19 protein-coding genes are annotated in these 24,179 nt (G+C 43.0%); 6 read left to right on the top strand and 13 right to left on the bottom strand.

The annotated features are described in order from the left end of the window. Position 1: 1 nt before the first annotated feature. The 4 genes from L884_RS0114155 to L884_RS0114140 form a co-directional block, all read right to left on the bottom strand. Positions 2-2,026, bottom strand: a complete 2,025-nt coding sequence (locus L884_RS0114155; RefSeq protein ID WP_028768108.1) for an MtrB/PioB family decaheme-associated outer membrane protein — start codon at positions 2,024-2,026, stop codon at positions 2-4. Positions 2,027-2,044: 18 nt separating this feature from the next. Then, a complete protein-coding gene (locus L884_RS0114150; RefSeq protein ID WP_028768107.1) occupies positions 2,045-2,983 on the bottom strand; it encodes a DmsE family decaheme c-type cytochrome in 939 nt (312 codons plus the stop codon). A gap of 546 nt (positions 2,984-3,529) precedes the next feature. Continuing rightward, positions 3,530-5,023 carry a DUF1176 domain-containing protein gene (locus tag L884_RS0114145; RefSeq protein ID WP_245603133.1) on the bottom strand — a complete coding sequence of 498 codons (1,494 nt, stop codon included), beginning with the start codon at positions 5,021-5,023 and terminating at the stop codon, positions 3,530-3,532. Further along, entirely contained in the window at positions 5,016-7,061 is a 2,046-nt protein-coding gene (locus L884_RS0114140; RefSeq protein ID WP_051435640.1) for a hypothetical protein, read from the bottom strand. Before L884_RS0114140 ends, L884_RS0114145 begins: the two co-directional genes overlap by 8 nt. 336 nt (positions 7,062-7,397) lie before the next feature. Between L884_RS0114140 and L884_RS0114135 the strand changes: the two genes are divergently transcribed. The 5 genes from L884_RS0114135 (at position 7,398) to L884_RS0114115 (ending at position 12,755) form a co-directional block, all read left to right on the top strand. Further along, on the top strand, positions 7,398-8,264 hold the full coding sequence (locus tag L884_RS0114135; RefSeq protein ID WP_051435639.1) for a hypothetical protein: 867 nt from the start codon (positions 7,398-7,400) through the stop codon (positions 8,262-8,264). Positions 8,265-8,450: 186 nt separating this feature from the next. Then, on the top strand, positions 8,451-9,119 hold the full coding sequence (locus L884_RS0114130) for an FISUMP domain-containing protein (RefSeq protein WP_169731790.1): 669 nt from the start codon (positions 8,451-8,453) through the stop codon (positions 9,117-9,119). A 331-nt stretch (positions 9,120-9,450) separates the two neighbouring features. Next, positions 9,451-10,431, top strand: a complete 981-nt coding sequence (locus L884_RS0114125) for a hypothetical protein (RefSeq protein WP_245603131.1) — start codon at positions 9,451-9,453, stop codon at positions 10,429-10,431. Then, entirely contained in the window at positions 10,421-11,365 is a 945-nt protein-coding gene (locus L884_RS0114120) for a PA3715 family protein (RefSeq protein ID WP_028768101.1), read from the top strand. The genes L884_RS0114125 and L884_RS0114120 overlap by 11 nt, the downstream gene beginning before the upstream one ends. 115 nt (positions 11,366-11,480) lie before the next feature. Beyond that, positions 11,481-12,755, top strand: coding sequence for a hypothetical protein (locus L884_RS0114115; protein ID WP_028768100.1), 1,275 nt, complete (start codon positions 11,481-11,483; stop codon positions 12,753-12,755). 53 nt (positions 12,756-12,808) lie between these two features. Here the strand turns inward: L884_RS0114115 and L884_RS22135 are convergent, their stop codons facing one another. The 8 genes from L884_RS22135 to L884_RS0114075 form a co-directional block, all read right to left on the bottom strand. After that, positions 12,809-12,991, bottom strand: coding sequence for a hypothetical protein (locus L884_RS22135; RefSeq protein ID WP_037410982.1), 183 nt, complete (start codon positions 12,989-12,991; stop codon positions 12,809-12,811). 64 nt (positions 12,992-13,055) lie between these two features. Continuing rightward, positions 13,056-13,478 carry a GNAT family N-acetyltransferase gene (locus L884_RS0114105; protein ID WP_028768099.1) on the bottom strand — a complete coding sequence of 141 codons (423 nt, stop codon included), beginning with the start codon at positions 13,476-13,478 and terminating at the stop codon, positions 13,056-13,058. Between the two features lie 81 nt (positions 13,479-13,559). Continuing rightward, on the bottom strand, positions 13,560-14,507 hold the full coding sequence (locus L884_RS0114100) for an alpha/beta fold hydrolase (RefSeq protein WP_028768098.1): 948 nt from the start codon (positions 14,505-14,507) through the stop codon (positions 13,560-13,562). 96 nt (positions 14,508-14,603) lie between these two features. Beyond that, positions 14,604-15,068, bottom strand: coding sequence for a GNAT family N-acetyltransferase (locus L884_RS0114095; protein ID WP_051435638.1), 465 nt, complete (start codon positions 15,066-15,068; stop codon positions 14,604-14,606). Positions 15,069-15,562: 494 nt separating this feature from the next. Next, complete coding sequence (locus tag L884_RS0114090; protein WP_028768096.1) at positions 15,563-16,129, bottom strand: LemA family protein; 567 nt, start codon at positions 16,127-16,129, stop codon at positions 15,563-15,565. 76 nt (positions 16,130-16,205) lie between these two features. Further along, positions 16,206-17,468, bottom strand: a complete 1,263-nt coding sequence (locus L884_RS0114085) for a DUF3137 domain-containing protein (protein ID WP_028768095.1) — start codon at positions 17,466-17,468, stop codon at positions 16,206-16,208. Continuing rightward, on the bottom strand, positions 17,469-18,797 hold the full coding sequence (locus tag L884_RS22130) for a DUF3137 domain-containing protein (RefSeq protein ID WP_084221445.1): 1,329 nt from the start codon (positions 18,795-18,797) through the stop codon (positions 17,469-17,471). A gap of 297 nt (positions 18,798-19,094) precedes the next feature. Beyond that, positions 19,095-19,673, bottom strand: a complete 579-nt coding sequence (locus L884_RS0114075) for a thymidine kinase (RefSeq protein WP_028768094.1) — start codon at positions 19,671-19,673, stop codon at positions 19,095-19,097. Positions 19,674-20,054: 381 nt separating this feature from the next. Between L884_RS0114075 and L884_RS0114070 the strand changes: the two genes are divergently transcribed. Next, on the top strand, positions 20,055-22,190 hold the full coding sequence (locus L884_RS0114070; RefSeq protein WP_028768093.1) for a M3 family metallopeptidase: 2,136 nt from the start codon (positions 20,055-20,057) through the stop codon (positions 22,188-22,190). A gap of 342 nt (positions 22,191-22,532) precedes the next feature. On the opposite strand, the gene L884_RS0114065 is transcribed toward L884_RS0114070, so the two are convergent. Continuing rightward, positions 22,533-24,113, bottom strand: coding sequence for a Na+/H+ antiporter NhaC family protein (locus L884_RS0114065; RefSeq protein ID WP_028768092.1), 1,581 nt, complete (start codon positions 24,111-24,113; stop codon positions 22,533-22,535). Positions 24,114-24,179: the final 66 nt, after the last annotated feature.

Here is a 24,179-nt window from a genome sequence, read left to right as displayed (position 1 = left end):
GTTATTTCAGCTTGTAGCTGAAGGTCAACATCAGTTGATGGGCGTTGTAATTGTGGTTCAGGTCACCCAAGGTGATTAAACCTGGAATGCTATCGGGTGTAACCGCAGCACTGTCGGTATCAAAATAACGTTCAAATTGGTAAGCCAACTTAACTGCTATCTGCTCAGAGATCAGGTATTGACCATACAAACTCACACTGTGGTTGTACGAGTAATAGCTACCGTAATCGTAAGTATTTGAGCTGCCAGTGTTGTAACCGTTGACGCCAGTGTTACTTGATGAATTAGCAAATAGGTAATCTGTACCTAGAATTAATCTGCCATCCATTAAGCCGCTATAGGTCGCGCCTAGGCCTAAGTTAATGAACTCATCATTAATCTCTGTGTGCCAAATCGATGCTTGGTCGCCACTTTGGTCTGAATCGATCCACTGCTGACCAGCAAAGGCATAAACAGATAGCGGTGCAGAAATTTGTGCATGAACGTTAATGTCGTAACCGTAATCTTTAGCCTGAGTTAGGCCGATTACAGTGGCGTCATAGTCATCGTTTGCGTAGTAAGTGCTAACATCGAAAGTTAACCACTCTAGTGGCGCATAGTTCGCACGGGCATTTACTTCAGTGCGCTTACGATCAGCTAGGTTGTATTTGCGCAGTAACGACTCTGTTTCATCGCTAGTCAGCTCGTTAGCTTGGTATTCACTACCGCCACGCTCGCCATAGCTCACACCAAAATCTAGAGTTAGCTTGTCAATAGCGCGAATATTTAGCTTGCTCCAAAACTCGTTATCACGGGTTTCTTCACGCTCGCCATAGCTTCGCTCAACTTGTTTGTAATCGTAACCAGCTTGTAAGCGATAACCACTAGCAATACGGTAGCTTGCGTTAGTCTTGAATGTTTGACGCTCGATATCCATTGGTGTGTTTTGCTTAAACGCACCAGACATTGAATCAAACTCATACTGTGCAAAATCAAACACTGATGAACGATTGTCACGCTTGCTGTAGTCATAGCTTGCACCAAGACGTAAGCGATTACTTACTCGAGTGCTAGCTGCTAGATTTGAGCTTAAGGTATCAACCTGACCATCCCAGTTTTGAATAGGGTTGCCGCTCATCTGGATAAGATCTTGATCTTGGATCATACGACCGGTAACCACGCGACCACTAAATACACTTGACGCTAAACGGTACTGGCCAGATAGCGACACTTGATGCGCTTGGTTATCTGGTGTTGCGCTGTATACATCGTAAGCGTAAGGCAGACTTAAATCGCCCATGTTGTTGTCGTAGCGTGAGCCGTTATAGCTAAGCTCTGACAACCAGTTCGCACCATCAAGTACGATACCTGCACTGAACTTGTCTGTAGTTTCATCAACGGCTTCAGCAAAGTTCGTTGGGCGTGGACTCGTTAGACTTGCACTGCGGTGACCGGTTTTATCTTCACGGTCATAACGAGCATAACTACTTAAACCTAGGCCCATCACTTCTGAGAAGTCATATTCAAAACCAATCCCGCTACGCTGTCTTTGTAACTCAAGATCAAGCACGCGAGTCTGGTCACTTGGTGTTAGCATGCCATTGTTTTGCCATAGGTTTGTTGCTGCATTACTGCCTTGATTAGTGGTAATCGTTTGGAAATCTACATCAAGTTTATAATGGCCGCTTTTACCTGCTTCCATAGTAACAAAGCCGTTTTGCATACCAAGTTGGTGCGCTTGTACTTTAGCTTTGTAACCACTTTGCTGGTATGCAAGATCGGCATTCACACCTGCAACAGCACCGTCATCACCAGTACCAAACTGGTTGATAGCATGATTGTCATCGGCGTCAATCGCGCCAACACTCACACCTACACTACCTGTGTAGCCTTGCGGCTCAACACAACGCTTACATTGATAGTTTGCGGTTTTACCTGCAGCGATATTGGCGTTTTGCACACCAAAGTCTGCCGCATACACGCTAGTACCTGCACCCAATAACGCTAGGGTGATCAGGTTTAATGAAAAAGGTTTAATTAAACGCATATAGAGTCACTCCTAGACTTAACGGGCAAAGTTGCTGCCAGCAGGATGGTTAGAACCATGGATCTTGCTGTGACAATTTAAACAACTCTTACCTGCACTGAACGCATCTAGTCCCGCTTGGCTTGCCATACGGCTTGCGTGGCCATCGTCGGCGTGACATTGCTGACACAACTGCGGTGTACGAGATTTAAGAAGGTTGTCATTTACACTGCCGTGCGGTGTATGACAGCTTGAGCAGTCTTCCATCACTGGCGCATGCTCCCATAGGAATGGGCCACGTTTGTCAGCATGACACTCAGCACAAGTTTCATTTAGGCTAGGCTTGATAAGTGCGCTTTCTGTCATTGAACCGTGTGGATTATGACAATCGATACAGGTCATCTGATCCCACTTCATTGGGTGTGATGAACGCTTGTTCATGTCAGCTTTAGCGCGGGTGTGACAAGAAGTACAAGTGTCGTTAACCGTTAAACGGTCAAGTGCAGGATCTTTAGCTGCGTGAATATCGTGACAGTCACTACAAGCCACTTCTTCAAGGTTATGAGTGCTGTTATGCCATGCCATTTGCTTAGGATCGTTGTGACAGCCCTGACACACACTATTTTGGCTAGCAGCAGAAAGCTTGCTATCTGGACTAAAGCTAATCATTGGCTCTTTACCACCACGATTATGCTTACCTAGCGGGCCATGACATGCTTCACATTGAATGCCAGCCATCGGTGATTTGCTATTGCTCATATCACCATGGACACCATCAAAGATCGCCATGACTTTGTCACTCTTCTTGTGACACATCAGGCAAGAGTCCGCTCCTTTTGGAGAGTACTTACCTTCGCTAAATTTCTCTGTTAATTTTTGTTCGAGTTGCGTTGAGTCAAGCTTATCCCATGGAGTTGCTTGCGCAGGCAAAACACTGATGAGCATAGTGAGTAAACTGCTAGCCATTAATTTGGCCATAAAATTCACTGACTTTACGGTTTTTATTGTGGACATTAACTACAGGCCGGTTGTATATCGAAGGTGGTATTTTATTCTTCGGATATATCTGAATTCAATAATCCGCATATCTGCCAATAACTTGAGGCATACCGCTAACTTTATTGAAATACGTTGACTGGCTCACAATATAAAAAGGTATCTAAGAAGCAGCTTTTAGATGTAAAAATCAATCTAAATTATTAAAATCATACACATGTGCACTAGATGAGAATGATTAGCATATTCATGAGTTACTAATATAATAATTAATTGTTAACGGATTGATTTGAGGTGATTGAATTTTTGAAGCTAGATCACGAAGAAATTTTGCAAGGTTCAGCTAGTTAGAAGGAATACCTCCAAATAAGTAACAAAATTGTATAATTAATCGACTTATTCAGTTATATCGACAAAACGAGTTATAACTTTTTCTTCTGAAATGATGATAAAAATAGCGAGTCAACAAACTATTCACCTGTCTACTCGCTACTTACGCTTATTTAATATGGAAGGTTATAGTCGCTTTTAGTACATTAGCGATTGCTTGGTTAACTGTAGTTGCTGTAAACGCTTTTGGGTTAAATCCACTTGGCAACCAACAAAGAGTGGCAAACTCATCGAGCCTTCTGCTGCACTTAGTTGCTGAGCTTTGCACTCACTTTTACGAAAAGTACGCCACGCCTGCTGTGCTTGGGCAATAGCCGCTGCAGCCTCGCGGCTTTCATCTGCCTTTGTGTTATATTCTGCATGCGAAAATCGTTCAATTTCTGCTAATTGCTCGCTCATTTGCCACTCAAGACCTGCTAACTCACGTTGAGCACATTTCACCATACCTTGGGTGCTATAAGCTTGCTCAGACTCACAGTCGATCCCTGCTGCGGGATCAACACCATTTATTACAGTGCTAACCGTCGTCGGAATATACCATGCACCACCCGGCGCAATTTCACGACACGCTCCTGTGGTATAGGAATCAGCTAAAATAAACTCACTGCCATTCCAAATATAGCGCCTAGCAGAGAGGCAATCGCCAACTCCTCGGCCCCGCATAAACTCATCTATCACGCCATTAGCATAACTCACCGCACTATCGGTCACTAACACAGGTTCAATCTCAGCGTTATCATCAACCAGCCATACAGCTTGACCATAGTTATATGCAGCTGACCAACACATGGTTGATACAACAAGCTTATTTGGTGTCAGTCTGGCTAGCTCAAGCTCTAATGGTTGGTCTTCTGCTGGGACGTTATCACAAGCGTTATTAAGTGCTGTTCTTATTCTCTGGTTAAAATCAGCATCTGTTGCCAATGCAAGATCTGCCGCTGTTGTAACCGGTATTGGCTGATCTGGTATCGAAATAACCGGAACTTGCTTAGGTTGCACAATCCCTTTGCTAACTTGGCCTTTTTTCACAATCGCAAAAGGTGTTTCAACTAGCCCTTGGTAGTCATCCATTTTTAATAAAACCGCAGTAGAGCCTTTAGTCGATAGATACCACTCATCGCCTGTGTTGCTATCAAATTTAATCGATACTCGGCCTTTCATAGTAAGCGCCTTAAGTAATTCGCTGACCTGATTATCAGTCAACTGACGATCGCCACTAAAGCGAATGCCTTTTTGCTCATAACTTGGCAATTCAGGCAACAAAACACTTTGGTAAGTATCATTAATACTCAAGGTAATAGTGTCATTACCAGCGTGCTTATCCTCACCATCAAATGACAGCGCACCAAACTTCACTCTACCCGTAACTTTTGCATTCTCACCTGCTGCGCGCGTGAAAATCACCGAAACCGGACTGTATTCCCCTGCAGTATTTCTTTGCTCGGGATTGTGGTAGCCAACGGCGCGGCAGGTATGGGTGTTATCACATGTTACCTCCCAGTCACCATGAAAAAAGCTTTGCACTTCAGTTTCAAATCCGTGCGCTGGCGTCACCAAGGCAGACATAGATAGCAAGGCCAAACTCGTAGCGACTGTATAGCCATTAGCAATACGCTTTAAATAGTTATTCATCATAATCTCCCACATTTGGCACAGTAAACTCAGCATCATTCCATGGCCAAGGTAATCGTTGTAAAAATCGAGCCAATTCTGGTGTATCCGCATGGGTATCACGGATCACAGCCATAGTGCGGTGCACATGAAACGGGTGAATAGGAGGCTGATTATCAAGCGCATTAAAATACTCGGCTAACACATCTAGATATTCTAGTTTAAAGGCCAGCGACAATACTGCTTCGGCGAACACAGGGATCCCCTTTAAGCCTTTAAGATGACCACCCACACCCCAACTAGCAAATTGCTTGACGATGTTAGCCAGTACACATGCACATTTGTCATCATAAGCAGCCGATGCAAAGAAATCATACTCGCTTTGCGAAATACAACCTGCTATTTGCTGTTCAATAAACGCGAAATAAAGCGCCTCACTCTGGGGATGAGCTTGATAATACAGTCGCAGCTGTGGCATGAGTGCTTCAAGTTGTTGCAACGCCGCTAACCGCGCAGTGTTACAGCTTAGATCTCGGCACACTATGTCAACTTGGCCCGTGGCACTTGGCTGGAAATGCTCCGCACTGTCGATAATGAGATTAACCTCAGGGCGCTCGCAAACTAAATGCGTGTTAGTTGCGCCATCAAAAGTAAACTCATCAGGGTTAACACTAGGCACAGTGCACTGCCATAGGCTGGCATCTTCCTCCTCCCCCACAGCAGCAAACAGACACTGATTAATTTGCCCTTGAATTGTCAGCAAGTCATGGTCATAACTCAAGCCACGTTGTTCACCCGCTTGGTTTAATTGAACCAATTGATATAAAGGCGAGATATTGTCGCCTTGCAGTGACAATTGCTGCGCAACACCATCTTGCCAAGCTAGCCAAATACTATTGCCATCTTTAGCAAACACCGCACTGGTGAGACACTCTATAAACGTTTGTAACCCCTCATGATGTTCTGAGTCGAGATCGCCTTGGGCTATTGCTATTAAAGCTTCAACTATGTCTTCAGCCTCATAATCACTGCAAATTTGCGATACATGAAGTGAACGAACTGTACGGCTCCAACTGACCTGCTTTTGATTTAAATCGATAAGCTGCAGTGAATAATCAAATCGCTGCTGCTGATGGTTGTCACCTTGAAGATCGGTATCTACTTTTGAGCTTTCATTTGATAAGCCTACGGTTTCTGCATTGGCTAATAGCACTAAGCCACGGGCTTTATCTTGAAAAAAGGTGTTACGTACAGATATATCATCAGGCGCGGGTTTGCCCGTGAGTGGGATTTCCTGCACATGAGCGGTGACCGGATTGAAACACACCAACTGATGCGAGCCATGCTTGGAACGTTGATAAAACACCAGCTCATTGTGAGCAGTACAGACCATAGTGTTTCTTGCAAAATCAAACGGCACATCATATTCGCTAACCCACTTACTAAAATGGTCGCCTAACTGTATTTGCATAAGGTTCGATAATGCGCCTACAGCTTGAGTTAAATCCACCACAAAAAGTTGTTTATGACTAAAGCGCCCTGATTGCTTGGCAGCCACCAGCCAAATCTGGCCTTGATAAAAGCAGATATCCTCAGTGGGATAAACAGCCAATGAAAAACAAGCCGACAAGTTATATTTGCCCGGCTTACTCAATTGACCAATAAAAAATTGACCGACATTATCAACCGCCACAAAGTAGGCAGAGCCTTTAGCTGATGAAGCTCCATCAAAGTCTAAGCCATCGATAGCCAGCCACTCTGTTATCACCACATCACCTGTGCTACCGATTAACTCAAACTGACTGTGTAATACAACCCCTTGCTCAGTATCCTCAACCACCTGCAGTTGATTAGTGCCACCGTGATATAATTGGTGCTGCTGAAAACGATACTTTGCAGCAACCTCTTGCAGCGCCTTGCCAACAGTTAATCCTTGATTAGTCATGGCGATATTTTTGAGCTCTGTCGTTTGCTGTGTTGTATTTAGCGCGGCATGTTCGACCTCATCAGCACTAGCAAAACGCTTGAAAAGGGACTTAAGATTACTGCTTAATGTCATAGGGACTCACTTAAGATTTGGCAATTAAGGGCAAGGTTAACGTGTTCAGATTAGTTAACAGCGTTAATCTATCTCAACTTCAAGCTTTTAACTTCTAGCTGTTTTATTTGCAACGAATTATCCATACAATCCCCCAAATATCAATCAACAAAGTTCAATATTATTCTAGAGTTACATCAATAGTCGGCGTTATCTATTAGTGTCATACCTCTTGTAATATTAACAACCATGCACCTTGGCTTAATGCCGTAGTAAGGACACACTCATGAGCAAAACGCTAACAACTGCCACTCGTTTAGAGCATGTGCAACAAGCCTTCCCACAAGTGAGCTTCCAATGTTAATGCCGCTGCGCACAGTAGCGCTTGGACTAACCATAAGCTTACTACCGGGCTGCTCGCTGCTATCAAACAACAATCCGCAAATACAAACCTTAATGACCGACTTAGGTAGTTGTCAGTTTGATGAGAGTGAACGCAAAGCCATGTATCAAGCGGCACAAGCAGGCAATCGTATCCCCTTCCCTTTACTGATCTGTGAGGGTAAGCGAAGTGACTCGTTTAACAAGCGATGGTTAGCAAGCCGCAAAAGTGTTGATTACAACATTCTCGGCAGCTACTTTGAGGCGATAGACACAAAATCGAATGCCAATAATGCGGTATACGGTGCAGCACTGATTGAAATTACTATGCCTGACTGGGGCGCAGTATGCAGCAACCAAGGCTATGACGAAATAACCTGTGACCACATGGTTTATGGCATCAATGCACCGCACATAGATAAAGTCTCAAAAAACAAAGCACTGCAGTTTGAGCTTTATCAAATGAAATTAGCGCAAGTCAAAACGATCCCTTTGATTAAAGACACTATTTTAATGCCACTAAAGCACAATGCTGCCGGCCAATTAGTCGCTAATTGGGTAGAAGATGCTGGCGCACAAAGAACTGCAAAAGCCCTTGCCGACAAACTGGGTGAACCGATTAATAATAACGGTAAACCGTTACCTATCAGCAGCTATAACCTTAAATATGATCTGCTGCAGCAACAGGATTTGCCTGCGCAATATCGTGGTGTGTTTTATTACGCTACGCCGCAATATATTGACTACAGCAACCGTCCGCTAGCGCAATACGCCATACCACTACGTAAGGGCGTACAAGTTAGAGGTTACAAAACCACAATTTATCGCGCCCTTGCTAATTAATAAAATCACGATTTGATCTGCTCTGAGAGATTTTTTAGCGAACATAAGTCAAAGCAAAAAACAGAAAAGAAAAACCATCGGCCAGTCATTATTCAGTTACTCAATAGCACAACTGTAATTGGACTGTATTCCATGGTCAAAGTACCCTACTTAGTTAAAGGTAACCAATTGGTAATGGAGCGATTAATGGGCAAATTATATAATCTTGTTTACTTACTTTTATTAGCACTACCAGTTAAGTCTGCAGCAATAGATACTCCCCCTTCAAGCGGAACTATCACCGATAGTCGGGATGGACGACAATATCACTGGATACGTATTGGTGAACACAAGTGGCTTACTGAAAACATGGCTTTTGAGCTAAAGGAAAGCTATCCGAAATGCGAACTATGTGATGTTAATGACGGTACCGCAAATAACGAAGGTATAACCAAACATGATTATATAGAAAACTATGGCAGACTATACCCATGGGAGTCAGCGCTATCAGTCTGTCCTGATGGGTGGCGCTTGCCGACAATCGAAGAGTGGCAGCACGCGATTGAAGCACATGGCCCCCTATATCTGTCAGGCCGAAAAATGAGTAAAAATGCCGCCGAACTGTCCAGCTGGGGCAATTGGAATGGTTACGCCTCAAATGATCTTGGCTTTTCGGTTTTACCTGCAGGTAGAATTGAGGTTAGCTGGGATAACTTTATTAACTATATGAAAGGCTTTGCTTTCTTTTGGTCTGCAACTACATCATCTAAGGAGCATGCTTATAGTGTAAGTATGAACCACTTTCAAGATGGCGTTGAGATAAGACCAAGAGGCAAATATATATACGCTATGAGTGTTCGATGCATCAATGAATAAAGAAATTGCTCATTTTAAATAGGGCACGTAATACCAATTAGTATAAGAAGCTGATCTACTCAGAGCGATTTTGGCAAACGAATTCAAAGCGAATAACTGAAGGAATGGTTGTTCCCTTGTGACGTTTTTCAACGCAGAAGTAGGCAGCCAAAAGTACTCCAGAATGGCGACCAAATCTTTATACTGCTCCGCTCAAGCATAGTAGCTGGTCGCTATTGATGCCATTAACTAAGACTATCTATGTATTTATATACAAGTTAGAGGTTACAAAACCACAATTTATCGCGCCCTTGCTAATTAATAACATCACTAGGACAAGCTAATCGACCTTATGAATAAATCATTAATTGTTTTTACCGCATTACTATTGACCACTATCTGTAGCGCCAATAGCTACGCACTCGGCAGCTTAAAAAAAGACACTCCTGAACAAGCGTTATATGAGCAACAAAAATCTCAACAACAAGATTGTGCATTGAATCAATTAGGCAGCGTGATCGATTTTGATGCAGCACTCCTCAGCAGAAAGCACGGTATTAGCTCGTCATTATACTATCCTGTGTGCTGGGTGTTGCCACATAATAAAGAGCAAGCGTTACTCTCTTATTTCCAGCCCTACAAAGAAATCGAGCATAACTACACAAGCTATCTATGGCGAGTAATCCTCGTTAACCGCTATAGCAATAAAGTTGAAGCACGCTATACCGGGATCATTAATGAAAATAGCAACATTAAGGTGCATTCTGACACAAATAGTATTGTCCACCGCGAATACGCTTTAAACGACAATACCCCTGCATTGGGTTTAATACTCGACCTCGTCAACTACGACAACTCACCACAAAGCCAACAACATGGCGACTATCAAGCCTTTAAAACCAACCGCTTTATGACCTTGTTTGTACAACAAGGTGATAAGTTACGCCCAGTGCTAAAACACCTACCACTGGATTACGAAATTGAAGGCACAGATCTCGCCGGAAGTAACGGTGGCGTATACCTGCACTATGGTGTTGAAGGTGAAGTAGAGGTGTTACCAACAACTAGCCATGGCTACCATGATTTAAAGTTAATAACCCAAGGTCAGCAATACCGTACCGATGGCGAATACGATCAAATAGAGCCAATCAATTTTAGCAGCGAGCTTAAATATGATGGCAAGCGTTACCCGGTTATCACCGAGCGATTACCCTCCCCAGAGTTTTGGCAAATAAACCAAACTGGCGTCAATTTTTTAAGTGAAAGCGACGATGAGAGCGCGTCGAAAATAGTGCCAAACAGCAATCAACCGGAGAGCCAAGATGCTAACTAACAAGCATAAAACCAACCCATTTTGCTGCAGATTAACCGCGCTATTTAACAGCAGCCTTTTGACTTGTGCGCTTTTGAGTTGCACGTTAGCCTTCTCGTCAACAAGCCATGCCAAGCAGGAGTGCAGCATAGATGCCCTTGAAGCAATGGAAAATGACAGTGGTGATGTTCGAGGGTTCAGCGCCGCGGTATGTAAGCAACTGCCACACCAAGAACAGTTCACCATGGGTGCATACTTGCAATGGACAGGCGGAAGCTATGCAGGTGAAAGGCGTTACACCCTGCGCACCGTCATTATGGACACTCAGACTCATGAGGTTATCGCTCGTCATACTGGTAGTTTATATGAGCGAGCTGGATTAACCATTGTTGCTGACACGCCAGATAACAAAGATCCAAATTCGCCAGCGCCCCTTTGGATTGATACAGCTAACTACAAGCTCAACAGTGATACCCGCGCACTCGGGGTACGAGTACAAGCGCAACAACACCCTGAGGGCGCAAATGAGTATAAATCTGATTATTTAAATTTATTTGTTCATCAAGGGCGCTTTTTAATCCCCGTGGTGGAAAAACTGCCCCTGTACTATTGGAAAGTCTGGAAAAACGAGCCAAGTGGCTACCATGTTGCCAGAACACCTGAGGTCATTAAAAGTGAAACTAACGATAAAGCGGGTTTGACAAAGCGCTATATCGTGGAGAGCGGCAAAGGTGCGCTGCATATTGAGCCCAAACAATACAAAGGCTTTGCCGACCTAAAATTGCTCACTAAAACTAAGCTGTCAGGTGCTTTGCCCAAACGCACAGATAGTAGCCAAAGCCGTACCATTATTACCCATTTGCGGTTTAATGGTGAACGTTATTACATTCTAGAGTCCAAATTTAGTGATAAAAGAGACTGGCAACACAGCGAGCGATGGTGGAAACCTTGGTAAGAGTTTATTGCTACCACATTAAATTCGAATTCAATAGCAGTGAATATTAATACCAAAACGCCTACAGATAGGCGTTTTACTCTGTTCGCACAACAGCGCGACTAGAAGGAATAAAATGAACCACAATAAACGAGTGAAAGCCAATATTGAGCAAATAAAAGCAAATGTTGAGGCCGCCACCACCGAGGCACAACTGATTGAAATTGTTGAATCCGTTAAGCATCATCCCGGCCCACTTGATTACAATGACAAGCTACCTAGTATACTAATGTGGTTACTGCTTGCATTTAGCAGCTATGGTATTTTGGTTAATTATGTCTACCCGCAATTTACCAGCAGTCTTGTTCATTTAGTGTTTGATGTTATTGAGAGCTCTGTCTATTGGCTACCGACAATCTCGGCTCCCTTATTAGTCACTTATCTCGAACGCCAAGGTAAACGCATACCACTGTTTCACTCCATAAGCCGCCCTTGGCTTAGAATGGCAGCCATTGCCGCCTGTCCCTTGCTTGTAGCAAATATTTTTCCTCAATGGCATTTGGCTTATTGGTTCGTATTTGAAAAGCTCATTCAACTCATTAGCCTAAATGGGCAAATTAAAATTCCGATTAACCTAGCGTTATTGGCTGGTGTTATTGTTCCTATTCTGTGGGTTTGGTTACGTATGCGCAAACATTGGCGCGAGTCTGTGTCTGATCGCATCTACCATTTAGACATACTACACGACAACAATTTAACTCAGGTCAAGATAATCCCAGAAGCTAAATCAAAAGCACTGGAAGCTCAGTTCAAAGAGTTTCACCGGGGCAATCACCGCCGAACTATCGATGCCTTTTACGAAGGACAGTATCAAGGTAAAGCACACAGTTTTCAGTTTAATCTGTACCACTTTCATTACGTGATAAAACGCAGACAAACTGATACCGACGCCAATGGTAAAACCACAAGAACCACAGTGTACGACCATTACCATCGCTACGGACTGTTATTTGATTTCCCTTATGTAAAAAGCGTTGCGCTTGATGCTGACGGCCTACCCGCCATAAAAGGCAACAAATATACCGATGCATCCAACGCCTTTAACCAAAGCTATAAAGTCGTTTGCCAACATAAAATGCAAGCCGCTAAATTGTTAAAGCCAGCAACAGTAGAGAAGTTTCTTGAGTTAAAAGGCGCATATCGCCGCTTAGTATTTGAGGTGAACGCCAACGGTAAGTGCTGCTTAGCTATTGACGATGATGATTTACTCACTCTTAGGCGCCAATACGGATTGGCGAGCCCTACAGAGTTTGCCGAAGAGCTAGCTGGTCGCAGTGAATTGAAAAAGTTAAATCATTTACTCGAAGCTGTAGAGCAACTCATGCGGCTCAGCGACAACAATTTTCGATGATGTATCGCTAAAGCCCATCTCTCAGTCCTGTGCGGCACTGAGAGATGGAACTTTTAACAACGCATGCTCGCCTCTAAATGAAATGTTGTTTCAAAGGTACAGCACAAATTCCAAAGTGCACGTTGCTCGGCTTGCTCTTCAATATCGAGCTTGTCGCTATCACTAAATCGACGAACAAACTCAAAAAGTACCCAAGCTTCATCTTCGGTTAGCTTAATCTCAACTCGCTTGCTCATTTACTTTCCATAGCTGCTATCGACACCTATAGATTAATTACAGCTATAGATTTAACAGGTAATGCTAGCTGCCAGAATCTTTGATATAACCTAAAGACTCATAAAGTCTTTGCGCATTTACATTGTTTACCCCAGTTTCTAAGAGTAAGCCCTTAACTCCAGTTTTAATGCCAAGCTCCTTAGCAGCATGCATCAGCTGTGTCGCCACACCTTGGCGACGGGCATTAACGTTAACAAACAGATCATTCAGTACCCAGATTCGTACAGCCGACACAGATGAAAAGCTAGGATAAAGCTGAGTAAAGCCTAAAGCCTTGCCGCTGCTATCAACTGCAAGCAAAATCACCGACCCGTTATTTGCTAAGCGCTCTGCAATAAACTCTTCAGCTAACGCTAAGTTACTCGCCTGACCATAAAAAAACCGGTATGCGTCAAACAAGGGGGCTATCAAGGCTACATCGGCTGGAGTGGCTTTAATAATATCCATATTTATGTATCCGTTTTATCGAGGGTAAGTTATAAACGCCTAACTAAAAGCATCAAACAATAAAGCTGCTGACGATTAAGCTCATTGTTTTAACGCGAAAGCGATGAAACTGTTCGCAGTTTCTTTAGGTGCCTCCATCATAGGCAAATGACCAATTTGCGCCATAATGTCAACTTCAGCACGGGGGATAGTATCCTTCAACTTAGTCGCTCCAGAAACATGTAACACCCTATCTGCTTGCCCCCATGTAACCAAAACTGGCCCCTTGTAACCTTTTAAAACATGATCAAGTGGCGAGTCAGGGTGAGCCTCTCCATTTCGCATTCTATGGATTTGCTCATATATTTTGGTATTCAATACAAGCCGTTGCTCAGCTTGATGAGCTAAATGTGACACTATCGGACTCGGGATATAAGGCGGCTCAACAAATAAAAAATCAACTAACTGAATAAACTCTGCTTCGTTTCTCGGTAACACCATTGGTTGATGACCATTTTTAATTGCAGAAAACATCTCGCTCTTTTCTGAATCAACAACACCAAACGGGCTGATTAACCATAGGTTTTTTACCTTACTAGGATATTTAGCTGCAAAATTACCAGCAATATAGCCGCCCATAGAGCTGCCCGCTAAATTAAACTCTGTAATGTTGAGCGCATCCAAAGTTTTGCTCAACCTCGCTACTTGTGAAAACAGATCATAATCAAGCTCAATATTGTCGGTACTATTACCAAACCCCGGTAAGTCAATTGCAATAACATCAAAGTAAGCAGTGAGATAATTTGCAATACGATTCCAGTTATCTTTATCGGCCCCAAAACCATGCAGTAAAACAAGAGGTGTGCCACTGCCGCCTCGGAGATATTCAATATCTAGCTCATCAATTTTCAACGTATGTAGCGCCAATCCTGAGACACTTCTCTCGGCATTTATCATGTAGCTAACGAGTGTTGAACGGGGAGTGATCAGGTACAAAGTAACAAGCAGTAATACTAAGCAAGTAATAACGAGGCAGATCCTTTTTAGCATAAATATCTCCGTATTCAATCTTATTGCTACTAGCCTACTAAACTCAGGCGCACCGACACAAAGCCCAGCTAAAGCTTTAGTGATTTACCAATAAAGTTAGGCTTCCAATAACATAGGTATATCAACCATACCTTTTTCTCGCCTAATACCTGCGATCCGCTTAAAACCAAAATTCAAATAGACAGTTTCAGCGCCAAGCGCAGAGTTAACGGTAAAACGACCTTGATTGCCTTTTAGTATTGCTTGCTGTTTTGCGGCCTGCCAAAGCTTGCGAGACAACCCGAGCCCTTGAAAGTTATCGTGAACAAATAAATGGTATAGATGCGAGTTATCACGAATGCCTGCAACACCAATAACCTCTTTATTCTGCGATACAGCAACAAAATAGCAGTAGTTACTAGATATATAGGATTCAATACGCTGTTCAGACATAGAGCCAAGCAACACATCATGCACCGATGCGTCGCAGTCTGGACAAACGTATTTTTTTACTAACGGGACAATTAACTCACTTATCGACTTTGCATCACATAATTGTGCTTCTCTGATCTGAATATTCATTATTTGCCCCCGATAAACTACTGCTAAATACTGTTTTACGCGCTTGCTTCAGCCTACAGCAACAACATGATATTTTTAAGCTTGGGGAAACAATTAGTAACCAGATAATCAATGTCAGCCATGCCTGCATAAAGCTAGTATCACTCCGTGTAATACCGCTAAGTTCTAAGACCTGCAAACCAAACACTAACTTTATGCTTTTATCAAAAAAAATAGCAAATGTCGTAGAGGCGTCATGGATGATGGCTCAGCCTCAGCGAAACATGGATGTCCCACCTCAGCCGTTAGGCGATTTTTATTAGAGAATGAAGATTAACAACGCCATAGGGGCGGCTAGGACTCTTTATAAAAAAATAGGCAAGAACGGGAAGCTGTTACCCCCATCTTGCCTAGGTGTGGGATGGAATCCCACGACGTTTATCAAGCGCAGTTTAATTGCTTAAGCTCAGGCGCAGCCTGTTACCCTAACTAGGGCTAAAACCCAGCCCAATGGGTTAAAGGTTCGGCTTATACTCAAACCCTGCTTGTGCTTCACTATCGCTAAAGCTGGCGATTTTTTGCTTACGCACCAACATGCTGTTGATAAGCGAACCTGGGAACATCTCAATCGCGTTATTAAAGTCTTCAACGTTAGCGTTGAAAATACGGATCGCTGCGCCAATTTGCTCTTGTTGCTCACTGATTTCAGCCATTAACTTCATATATACATCAGACGCTTTAAGCTCTGGGTAAGCTTCAACTGTCACTTTAAGGCCTTGCATTAAATCTTGGGTGCGCTGCTCTGCGGCGGCAAGTTTTGCCGTGTCTACACCTGAACTCATCTCGGCAATCGCGCTACGCAGCTCAGTAACCTTAGTTAACACTTCAGACTCGTGCAGTTTGTATTGCTCGACTAACTGCTCAACCATTGGAATGATCTTGTTTTTTTGGCGCTCTTGAGTCAGTACCGACGCCCATGCGCGATCAACCGCATTGTGTTTACCAATAATGCCGTTGTACAACATGATGATAGCGACGACCACAACGGCAATAACAATCAAGCCTATTACTGAACTATCCATTTAACTTTCCTTTTTATCTTCTATTTAACTGGGTAAACATTTTTGGGCGAAGTGACTAATCACTTTGCCCTACTATTTAAGCGCTAGCCTTAAAGTTGTTATCACTAAAGCGCATAATTTCATGCACAAGCTCTAGCATTTCGCTCATTAACTTCAATTCAGTATGACCGGCCAACTCTTCAGCAAAAGCTTTAGGGTTTTCTAATCCATGCACTCGTTTAATCGCTAACAGATCATCGGTTACCGCTACACATAGTCGACCTTGCTGACTAAATTCTAAAACTGGCTTTTTCAACTTCTTAGCAAATAGACTGAGCTTTTCTTCAACCACAGGAGATAGCAAACGGGCAGCTGTCATCAGCTCGGCTGCATGAACTCGATATTGGCGATTAAACTCATTCGAGGCACTTTTATAGCGTTCACCTCGGCGTTTGATACCAAAGTCATTACTGATGCTCATGTCCGCTGCAAACGGAAAATCTAATAACACACCGTGGCGATAGTAATGGTCTCTAACAGTACGAGTAGTCGTTTTACCATTAGCGTCTGTGGTAGTTTCGGTACGTTTTTCTACGTAGTGAAAACGGTACAGCTGATAGTCAAATTGATGCACATCGCCTTGATAAGTGCTTTTGTATAGACTTTGAATTTCGCGTAAATCGTTGCCGCGCTTAAACTCCCTAAAGCTAGCTTCTAGCTCTTTGGCCAGCTTTTTGCCCTCAAACGGAACTGCCTCTAGATTATTATTAAATAGAGCATCTTTTAAAAATATCTTATCTGATAACTTATTACGCCAATTCATTCGGCCTCGAAGCCAAAACAGCATTAACAAGCCTATCACGCCATTATGTGCTGCGAACCCTGAGCTTGGGTACCAGAAACCTAAAAATGACGCCAGCGTATCGAAATACAGATCCCAGTACCAATATGGCCAAGCAGGAATAAAATTTAAGCTGGCACCGACTGCCGCCATTAACGCCATCCGCCCCCATATTGGGCCAGGGATAGGTAGGCGCTTGCCCTTATCCTCACAAAAGCGAGTTATTGTGGCCAAGCACAACATTGGATACCAAATGACACTGTAGCCAAGCGCTGCGCTAAGTATTTGCATAATAACGTCTGGCAGCACTAATCCCAGCTCAAGGGCTACGGGTAACAGGGCAAAAAACAGCGATACTACGCAGAAGAAACGATACCAATTATCGCTATAATCCAGTGGGCCTTCGTGCTGCTCTACCCTGCGAACTAGCGCAATTAAATCATCTTGGCTAGCTGCTTGGTTAACCTCACTACGGATCTGTTCAATATTGCGAGTGACTTGTTGGTTATGGGCAATCATCTAATTATTAACTTCCATTTTAATACTGCTATCTACAACCGTTTCATGGGCAGCTGTTGTTTGTTGATTAACAAAATTATTATCAGACAAACGCATGAGTTCATGAATAGCGTCGAGTAACTTTTGTACCCGTTTTAGCTCAGTATGACCCGCGATTTCTTTATAAAACTCATCAGGTTTTGCCAATGAATGTTTACGCTTTTCAATAATGAGCTTACTGCTAGAGGCGATACACAAGCGACCATCGGCAGTAATTTCCACCATAGGTGAAATAAAATTTTGATTAAGCTTTATAAGCGACTCAATCACCGCGGGACTTAACAAGCGGGCAGCACTGATTTTATCGCAAGCTTGTACGCGATAAATATCATTGAATGCATTGGATTCTGTTTGATACTTTTCTTGATAAACTGAACCTTTAAGCTTTACCTCGTCTTCAGCATCAATGCACAAGCCTTTAGCAAATGGGAAATCCAGCAACATACCGTAGCGATGACGGTCTTCATACACGGTTTTGGTCTTATAGCCCCCATTACCATCTGAGCTAGTTTGCTTACGCTTTACCGTGTATTGAAAGTGATAAAGCTTATAACTAAAGCTGTGTTGCTGACCTTGATAATCTCCTTCAAACATCTGCAGTATATCGCGGCTACCATTACCACGACGAAACTCAACAAACTGCTTTTCAAGTGCATCAAGTTTGTCTTCAGGGCTTGGTTTAGTTTGTTTTAAGCCATTATTAAATAAGGCATCACGGAGGAATATTTTATCAGAAAGGTGTTTACGCCAATTGGCGCGGTAATCTAACCATACCCAAGCAAGGGAGCTAACAATAATCAACATTAACCACAGCGAAAACTGCTTGTCGTCAATCTCACCAGCACTAATTAAATAACCAAAGCCATACATCAACGCCCAATAAATTTTCGGCCACTCTGGCACATATATCGCTACAGCAACCATAGCCGCCACCAGCAGGCTAACATTGACAGACATAGGTACAGGCAACCAACCACGCTCATGACAAAAACTCACTAGCAATGAACTCAACGCGACAGGAAACCAATAACAAGAGTAATCAATCACTAACTTGGCTAATGGCTCTACTTGTTCGTACCCAAGTCGCATAAATATCAGAACGATACTCAGCACACTAGCGCTGATCAATAGCCACTTAATCCCGTGGGTGATCTTATCGCGGTAATCTAACGGACCTTGGTGATTTTTAACTTGAGTGATGATATCGAGCAGATCATCTTGTGAGGTAGCGGCATCAACATCACTGCGTAACTTGGCAATATGTTTAGCTACTATTTGGTTATGCTGCATTCAAAATCCTTGTACAACCACAGACTAAGCGCTTACGGGTAATGGAAAACAAGGGACGCATTATGCAGCAAAATAGCAAAAAATACAGATGATTAAGTCACTATTTACAAACTCAAACTAACATGGGGATTTTATAAAATATAAAACACTTGGTAGGCTTTAAAACTTAGTTATATTTCATCGCAATTAATATAAATAATTGGTCGCTCAACTAAAGTTTAGCGCCATAGAGTCAAGCTAACAAAAAAGGCCAACATTAATAAAATATTGGCCTTTAAAGGTTACGGAAAGCTCAATTTAGTCCCAAATAAACTCTCTAAAATGCTTACGGCATACCGACTCATAACTTTCGTTACCGCCAATCGCTACCTGCTCACCTTCCCGCATTGGCTTACCATTGCCATCAAGGCGCACCACCATGTTCGCTTTGCGACCACAGTGACAAATGGTTTTTAACTCAACTAGCTTGTCTGCCCACGCCAATAAGTACTGACTACCGCTGAATAACTCACCTTGGAAGTCGGTTTTCAGGCCATAACAAAGTACTGGAATATCAAGTACGTCAACCACATAGGTTAACTGCTTGACCTGCTCTTTGCTCAAAAATTGAGATTCATCAATCAAGATGCAATGCAGTACTTGCTGGGTAAGACTTTCACGTACCATCTCAATAAGGTTATCACTCGCGCCAAAAACTTGGGCATCGGTTTCAATACCAATGCGTGAAGCAACCTTACCGACACCGTATCTGTCATCGATTGACGCCGTCATTACTAATGTGTTCATACCGCGTTCACGGTAGTTATAAGACGATTGCAATAACGAAGTTGATTTACCTGCATTCATTGCAGAGTAATAAAAATAGAGCTGCGCCAAACTAAAATCCTTAATGGTGAATTCCGCGCTAGTTTAGCACTAATTTCTATACAAAATCACCTGAAGCACACCGATGTTTCAATAAAGTCACAAAAACCTGTTTCGTGTTAATCTCTACACAACTATCTGGATAATATATGTACTTTAGTGACAAATTCTTAGCTTTTTAGACCAAACACTTATTTTAACTAGTTTTTATGTTTTAACTCGCTACAAACCCAGTATTCACATGCAATTGCAACAAAAAGTAAATGTGTGACATATACAACAAAACCAACACAAAACCCTGCATTAGCGCACAAGATGACTCACATTAAGACAGATTTAATAGCAATGTATTAAATTAAAACCACAATTATAATAAAGGAAGTCTTAATCACTATGCATAAGTCACTCATCGCCGCAGCGATTGCTGCAACATTAACTTTGAGCGCATGTTCATCAACCACACCAACACAAGATACAGATCTTGTTATGGTGCAAGCACAAAACCCATTTTTACAAGCAAGCACCTTGCAGTACCAAGCTCCCGACTTTACCAAAATTAAAGATGAGCATTTTCAGCCAGCATTAACTCTTGGCATGCAGGCGCAGTATCAGCAAATTCTGGATATTGCTAACAATCCACAAGCACCGACTTTTACCAACACGATTGTTGCTATGGAAAAAAGTGGTGAGCTACTTACCCGCACCTCAAAAGTGTTTTATAACTTAGCCGGTACAGATAGCAACCCAACGCTACGCAAAATTCAAAGTGAAATGGCGCCAAAAATGGCGGCTCACTCAGATAACATCAACTTAAATCCGGCGTTATTTAAGCGAATTGAAACCTTATATAACCAGCGCGCTGATCTTGGTTTGTCTGCTGAAGAAACTCGCCTAGTTGAAGTTTATTACAAGCGTTTTGTAAGAGCTGGCGCCAAACTTACCGAAGCGGAAAAGCAAAAAATCCGTGTACTCAATGAAGAGCAATCAACACTAACTAACGAGTTTGCTCAGCGCCTAATGCGCTTAACTAAAGAGATAGCAATTGTTGTTGACTCAAAAGAGCAATTAGCAGGTTTATCTGAGAGTGCAATTAACGCGGCTGCAGCTGACGCAGCTGCCAATGGTCATGCAGGTAAGTATCAACTTAATATTACCAATACCACACGTCAGCCAGTACTCACTCAACTCGAAAACCGCGAGTTACGCCAGCAGATCTGGCAAGCCTCTGCAGAACGTGGCCTTAAAGGCGCTAACGAAACGGCCTCTTTAGTGGCTAGACTTGCCCAACTACGCGCAGAAAGAGCTGAGCTACTTGGTTATAAAAATTGGGCTGAATACCGTTTAGAACCGCAAATGGCGAAAACCCCAGAAGCGGTATACAAGATGTTTGGCTCTATGGTGCCAGCGGTGGTTAAAAACACCGAAAAAGAAGCTGCTGATATCCAAGCTATGATCAATAAAACTGGCGGTGACTTTGAGCTAGCACCTTGGGATTGGGCTTACTACGCAGAGCTTGTACGCCAAGAAAAATACGACTTAGATGAAAGTGCGATTACCCCCTACTTTGAATTTGATCGTGTATTAGAAGATGGCGTGTTCTTCACTTTAAAAGAGTTATATGGCGTAACACTTAAGCCACGCCCAGATCTGCCTGTATACCATGAAGATGTAAAAGCCTACGAAATGTTTGATGAAGATGGCAGCAGCATGGCAATTTTCTATGCTGACTACTTCTCACGTGAAGGTAAGCGCGGTGGTGCATGGATGAGCTCGTTTGTAGCGCAGTCTGAACTACTGCATAACAAGCCTGTTGTCATTAACGTGATGAACATTAAAAAAGCTCCAGCGGGTGAGCCAACATTCGTGAGCTACGATGAAGTCACTACCATGTTCCATGAAATGGGTCACGGCACTCACGGTATGTTCTCTAAAGCTGTGTACCCGACCCTTTCAGGCACCTCGGTTTCCCGTGACTTTGTTGAGTTCCCATCAACTTTTGAAGAAGATTGGGCCGCGCACCCTAAGGTGTTAGCTAACTACGCTAAGCACTATGAAACTGGTGAACCTATCCCACAAGAGTTACTCAGCAAGCTATTAAAGTCTCGCAGCTTTAACCAAGGCTTCGACACCTTAGAATATATGTCAGCTGCACTTTTAGATTTAGAGTGGCACACATTACAAGCAGGTAGCCCACTACAAGATGTTGCCAGCTTTGAGGCTGCGGCACTTAAAAAGCACGGTGTTGATTTGCCGGCCGTGCCGCCACGCTATAAGTCGACTTACTTTGCCCACGCCTTCCCAGGTGGTTACTCAGCAAGTTACTACGCCTATATGTGGAGCGAAATCTTAGCGGCAGATGCATTTGCTTATGTTCAAACTCAAGGTGGACTGAACCGAGAAATCGGTATGAAGTTTAGAAAAACGATCCGTGAAGTAGGTAATACCGTTCCACCTATGGAAGCGTATAAAGCCTTTAGAGGCCAAGAACCAACAACTGAAGCACTGCTAGAGCGTCGTGGTTTAAACTAACCATAGAGCGTCGTGGTTTAAGCTAACGATAGAGTGTCGTGCTTTATAAACCCAGTTAGTCAACAATAAGTAAAAAGCTCCCTTTAAAGGGAGCTTTTTTATTTCCGCTCATTTCTCGCTAGCACCTAGTACTTAGCTTTATTGAAAAACAATCATTGCAGCCATTCGCCTTGAATTTGTTTGCCAAAATCGCTCTGAGTAGATCAACTTCTTATACTAATTGGTCTAACTTCTTATACTGATTAGATATTAAGACCAATAAAAAACCGCTCGTTAAAGAGCGGTTTTTTATTTAAATAAGCTTACTATTTTTCTAATACAATTACTTTATTAGCAAGATATTTATTGCTTGCACGCAGCATCTGGCGAGCAAGATTTAATACGCAGTACGATAATGCTCAGCGCGAATAATACGCTACAAGCAATCAAACCAGCCATTACAGACTCAGTAAAACCAAGCACTAAATAGCCCACCATACTGATCCCTGCAACAATAAGTGCATATGGAAGCTGTGTCATAACGTGGTCAATATGGTGACAGTTAGCACCTGTTGACGACAAAATAGTGGTATCAGAAATTGGTGAACAGTGATCACCAAATACCGCACCCGCAAGTACTGAAGCTAACATAGGTAGCATCATTCCCGTGTGGCTACCCATAGCCATATCAGCAGCGATAGGCAACATGATACCAAAGGTACCCCAGCTAGTGCCGGTTGAGAACGCCGTTAAACCTGCAAGAATAAATAGCACAGCAGGTAGCATAGCAAATGGAATATTACCGGTTGCAAGGCTTGCCATGTATTTACCTGTTTCTAGCTGACCAATTACGCCTGCAATTGTCCAAGCAAATAGCAAAATATAGATTGCAGGAAGCATTGACTTAGCGCCTTCAAATAGGCCTTTTGCGATCAACGACTTTTCAACACCTTGATAAATAACAAGAGCTAGAGTAACCACTAAGCCAATAGCAGCACCAAAGAATAGCGATGAGCCTACATCTGTATTTTCAAATGCGCCAATTAAGCTAAACTCCGCACCTTTTGCTGCTAGTGCATCTCCACCGCTACTAACCATGAAGTAGAAGGTAGCAAATACAAGTACAGTGATTGGCAAGAATAGCCCCATAATTTTACCAGAATCAGCTTCTGGTAAGTCTGAGTTAGCGCCTGGTGGCAATCCTTTAGAGTCATCAAATAGCTCGCCTTTTTGCGCCTTTAACTCATGTTGGCGCATTGGACCAATATCTAAGCCCATCAACGCAACACAAAGTAGTAATAGCAACGCAAAAATTGCATAGAAGTTCATTGGGATCATCTGCACAAACACACTTAAGTGGCCTGTATCAGTAAAACCATGAGCCGTTAAGATCCCGCCAATCAATGCGATGATATATGCCCCCCAGCTTGATACCGGTGAGATCACACAAATTGGCGCAGCTGTAGAATCCAGTAAATAAGCCAACTTACTGCGAGAAATGTAATATCTGTCGGTAAGCGGTCTTGCCACACTACCAACAACTAGACTATTGAAGTAATCGTCGATAAATACCACACAACCTAAAAACATGGTCAGTAGTTTGGCGTCGCGTTTATTACGAATATGGTTACGTGCCCAATCAGCAAATGCTCTTGATGAGCCGCTCACAGTGATTAAAGCAGTGATCATTCCAAGCAACACAAGGAAGCCTAAAATATAAAGGTTCCAGCTATTTAGCGCACCATCATCCCACACTAGCGCTGAAACTTTCTCACTTAGGTATTGCACTGTTTGCATGGCAGAGAAATCGGTAAGCAGTAACGCCCCCAATACAATCCCCACACCCAGTGACAGTAGAACACGACGGGTTAACATCGCAAGTACGATTGCCGCAACTGGAGGTAGCAGCGATAAAGCCGAATCGGCGTAGCTTATAATTGTCATTGTTTTAGTTTCTTCGTTAAATACGAATGGAGGCCGACTGAACTGGTGGGATATAGCAATAGATAT

Origin of the sequence: Shewanella fidelis ATCC BAA-318 (assembly GCF_000518605.1) — a bacterium.
Lineage (GTDB): Bacteria > Pseudomonadota > Gammaproteobacteria > Enterobacterales > Shewanellaceae > Shewanella > Shewanella fidelis.
The sequence above is the reverse complement of the archived record's forward strand: the minus strand, read 5'-3'. Positions and strand labels throughout refer to the sequence as shown.

What these genes read in the sequence shown, in the direction of transcription:
- L884_RS0114155 (WP_028768108.1), bottom strand. Translation starts at nt 2,026, where the DNA reads ATGCGTTTAATTAAACCTTTTTCATTAAACCTGATCACCCTAGCGTTA.
- L884_RS0114150 (WP_028768107.1), bottom strand. Translation starts at nt 2,983, where the DNA reads ATGGCCAAATTAATGGCTAGCAGTTTACTCACTATGCTCATCAGTGTT.
- L884_RS0114145 (WP_245603133.1), bottom strand. Translation starts at nt 5,023, where the DNA reads ATGAATAACTATTTAAAGCGTATTGCTAATGGCTATACAGTCGCTACG.
- L884_RS0114140 (WP_051435640.1), bottom strand. Translation starts at nt 7,061, where the DNA reads ATGACATTAAGCAGTAATCTTAAGTCCCTTTTCAAGCGTTTTGCTAGT.
- L884_RS0114135 (WP_051435639.1), top strand. Translation starts at nt 7,398, where the DNA reads ATGTTAATGCCGCTGCGCACAGTAGCGCTTGGACTAACCATAAGCTTA.
- L884_RS0114130 (WP_169731790.1), top strand. Translation starts at nt 8,451, where the DNA reads ATGGGCAAATTATATAATCTTGTTTACTTACTTTTATTAGCACTACCA.
- L884_RS0114125 (WP_245603131.1), top strand. Translation starts at nt 9,451, where the DNA reads ATGAATAAATCATTAATTGTTTTTACCGCATTACTATTGACCACTATC.
- L884_RS0114120 (WP_028768101.1), top strand. Translation starts at nt 10,421, where the DNA reads ATGCTAACTAACAAGCATAAAACCAACCCATTTTGCTGCAGATTAACC.
- L884_RS0114115 (WP_028768100.1), top strand. Translation starts at nt 11,481, where the DNA reads ATGAACCACAATAAACGAGTGAAAGCCAATATTGAGCAAATAAAAGCA.
- L884_RS22135 (WP_037410982.1), bottom strand. Translation starts at nt 12,991, where the DNA reads ATGAGCAAGCGAGTTGAGATTAAGCTAACCGAAGATGAAGCTTGGGTA.
- L884_RS0114105 (WP_028768099.1), bottom strand. Translation starts at nt 13,478, where the DNA reads ATGGATATTATTAAAGCCACTCCAGCCGATGTAGCCTTGATAGCCCCC.
- L884_RS0114100 (WP_028768098.1), bottom strand. Translation starts at nt 14,507, where the DNA reads ATGCTAAAAAGGATCTGCCTCGTTATTACTTGCTTAGTATTACTGCTT.
- L884_RS0114095 (WP_051435638.1), bottom strand. Translation starts at nt 15,068, where the DNA reads ATGAATATTCAGATCAGAGAAGCACAATTATGTGATGCAAAGTCGATA.
- L884_RS0114090 (WP_028768096.1), bottom strand. Translation starts at nt 16,129, where the DNA reads ATGGATAGTTCAGTAATAGGCTTGATTGTTATTGCCGTTGTGGTCGTC.
- L884_RS0114085 (WP_028768095.1), bottom strand. Translation starts at nt 17,468, where the DNA reads ATGATTGCCCATAACCAACAAGTCACTCGCAATATTGAACAGATCCGT.
- L884_RS22130 (WP_084221445.1), bottom strand. Translation starts at nt 18,797, where the DNA reads ATGCAGCATAACCAAATAGTAGCTAAACATATTGCCAAGTTACGCAGT.
- L884_RS0114070 (WP_028768093.1), top strand. Translation starts at nt 20,055, where the DNA reads ATGCATAAGTCACTCATCGCCGCAGCGATTGCTGCAACATTAACTTTG.
- L884_RS0114065 (WP_028768092.1), bottom strand. Translation starts at nt 24,113, where the DNA reads ATGACAATTATAAGCTACGCCGATTCGGCTTTATCGCTGCTACCTCCA.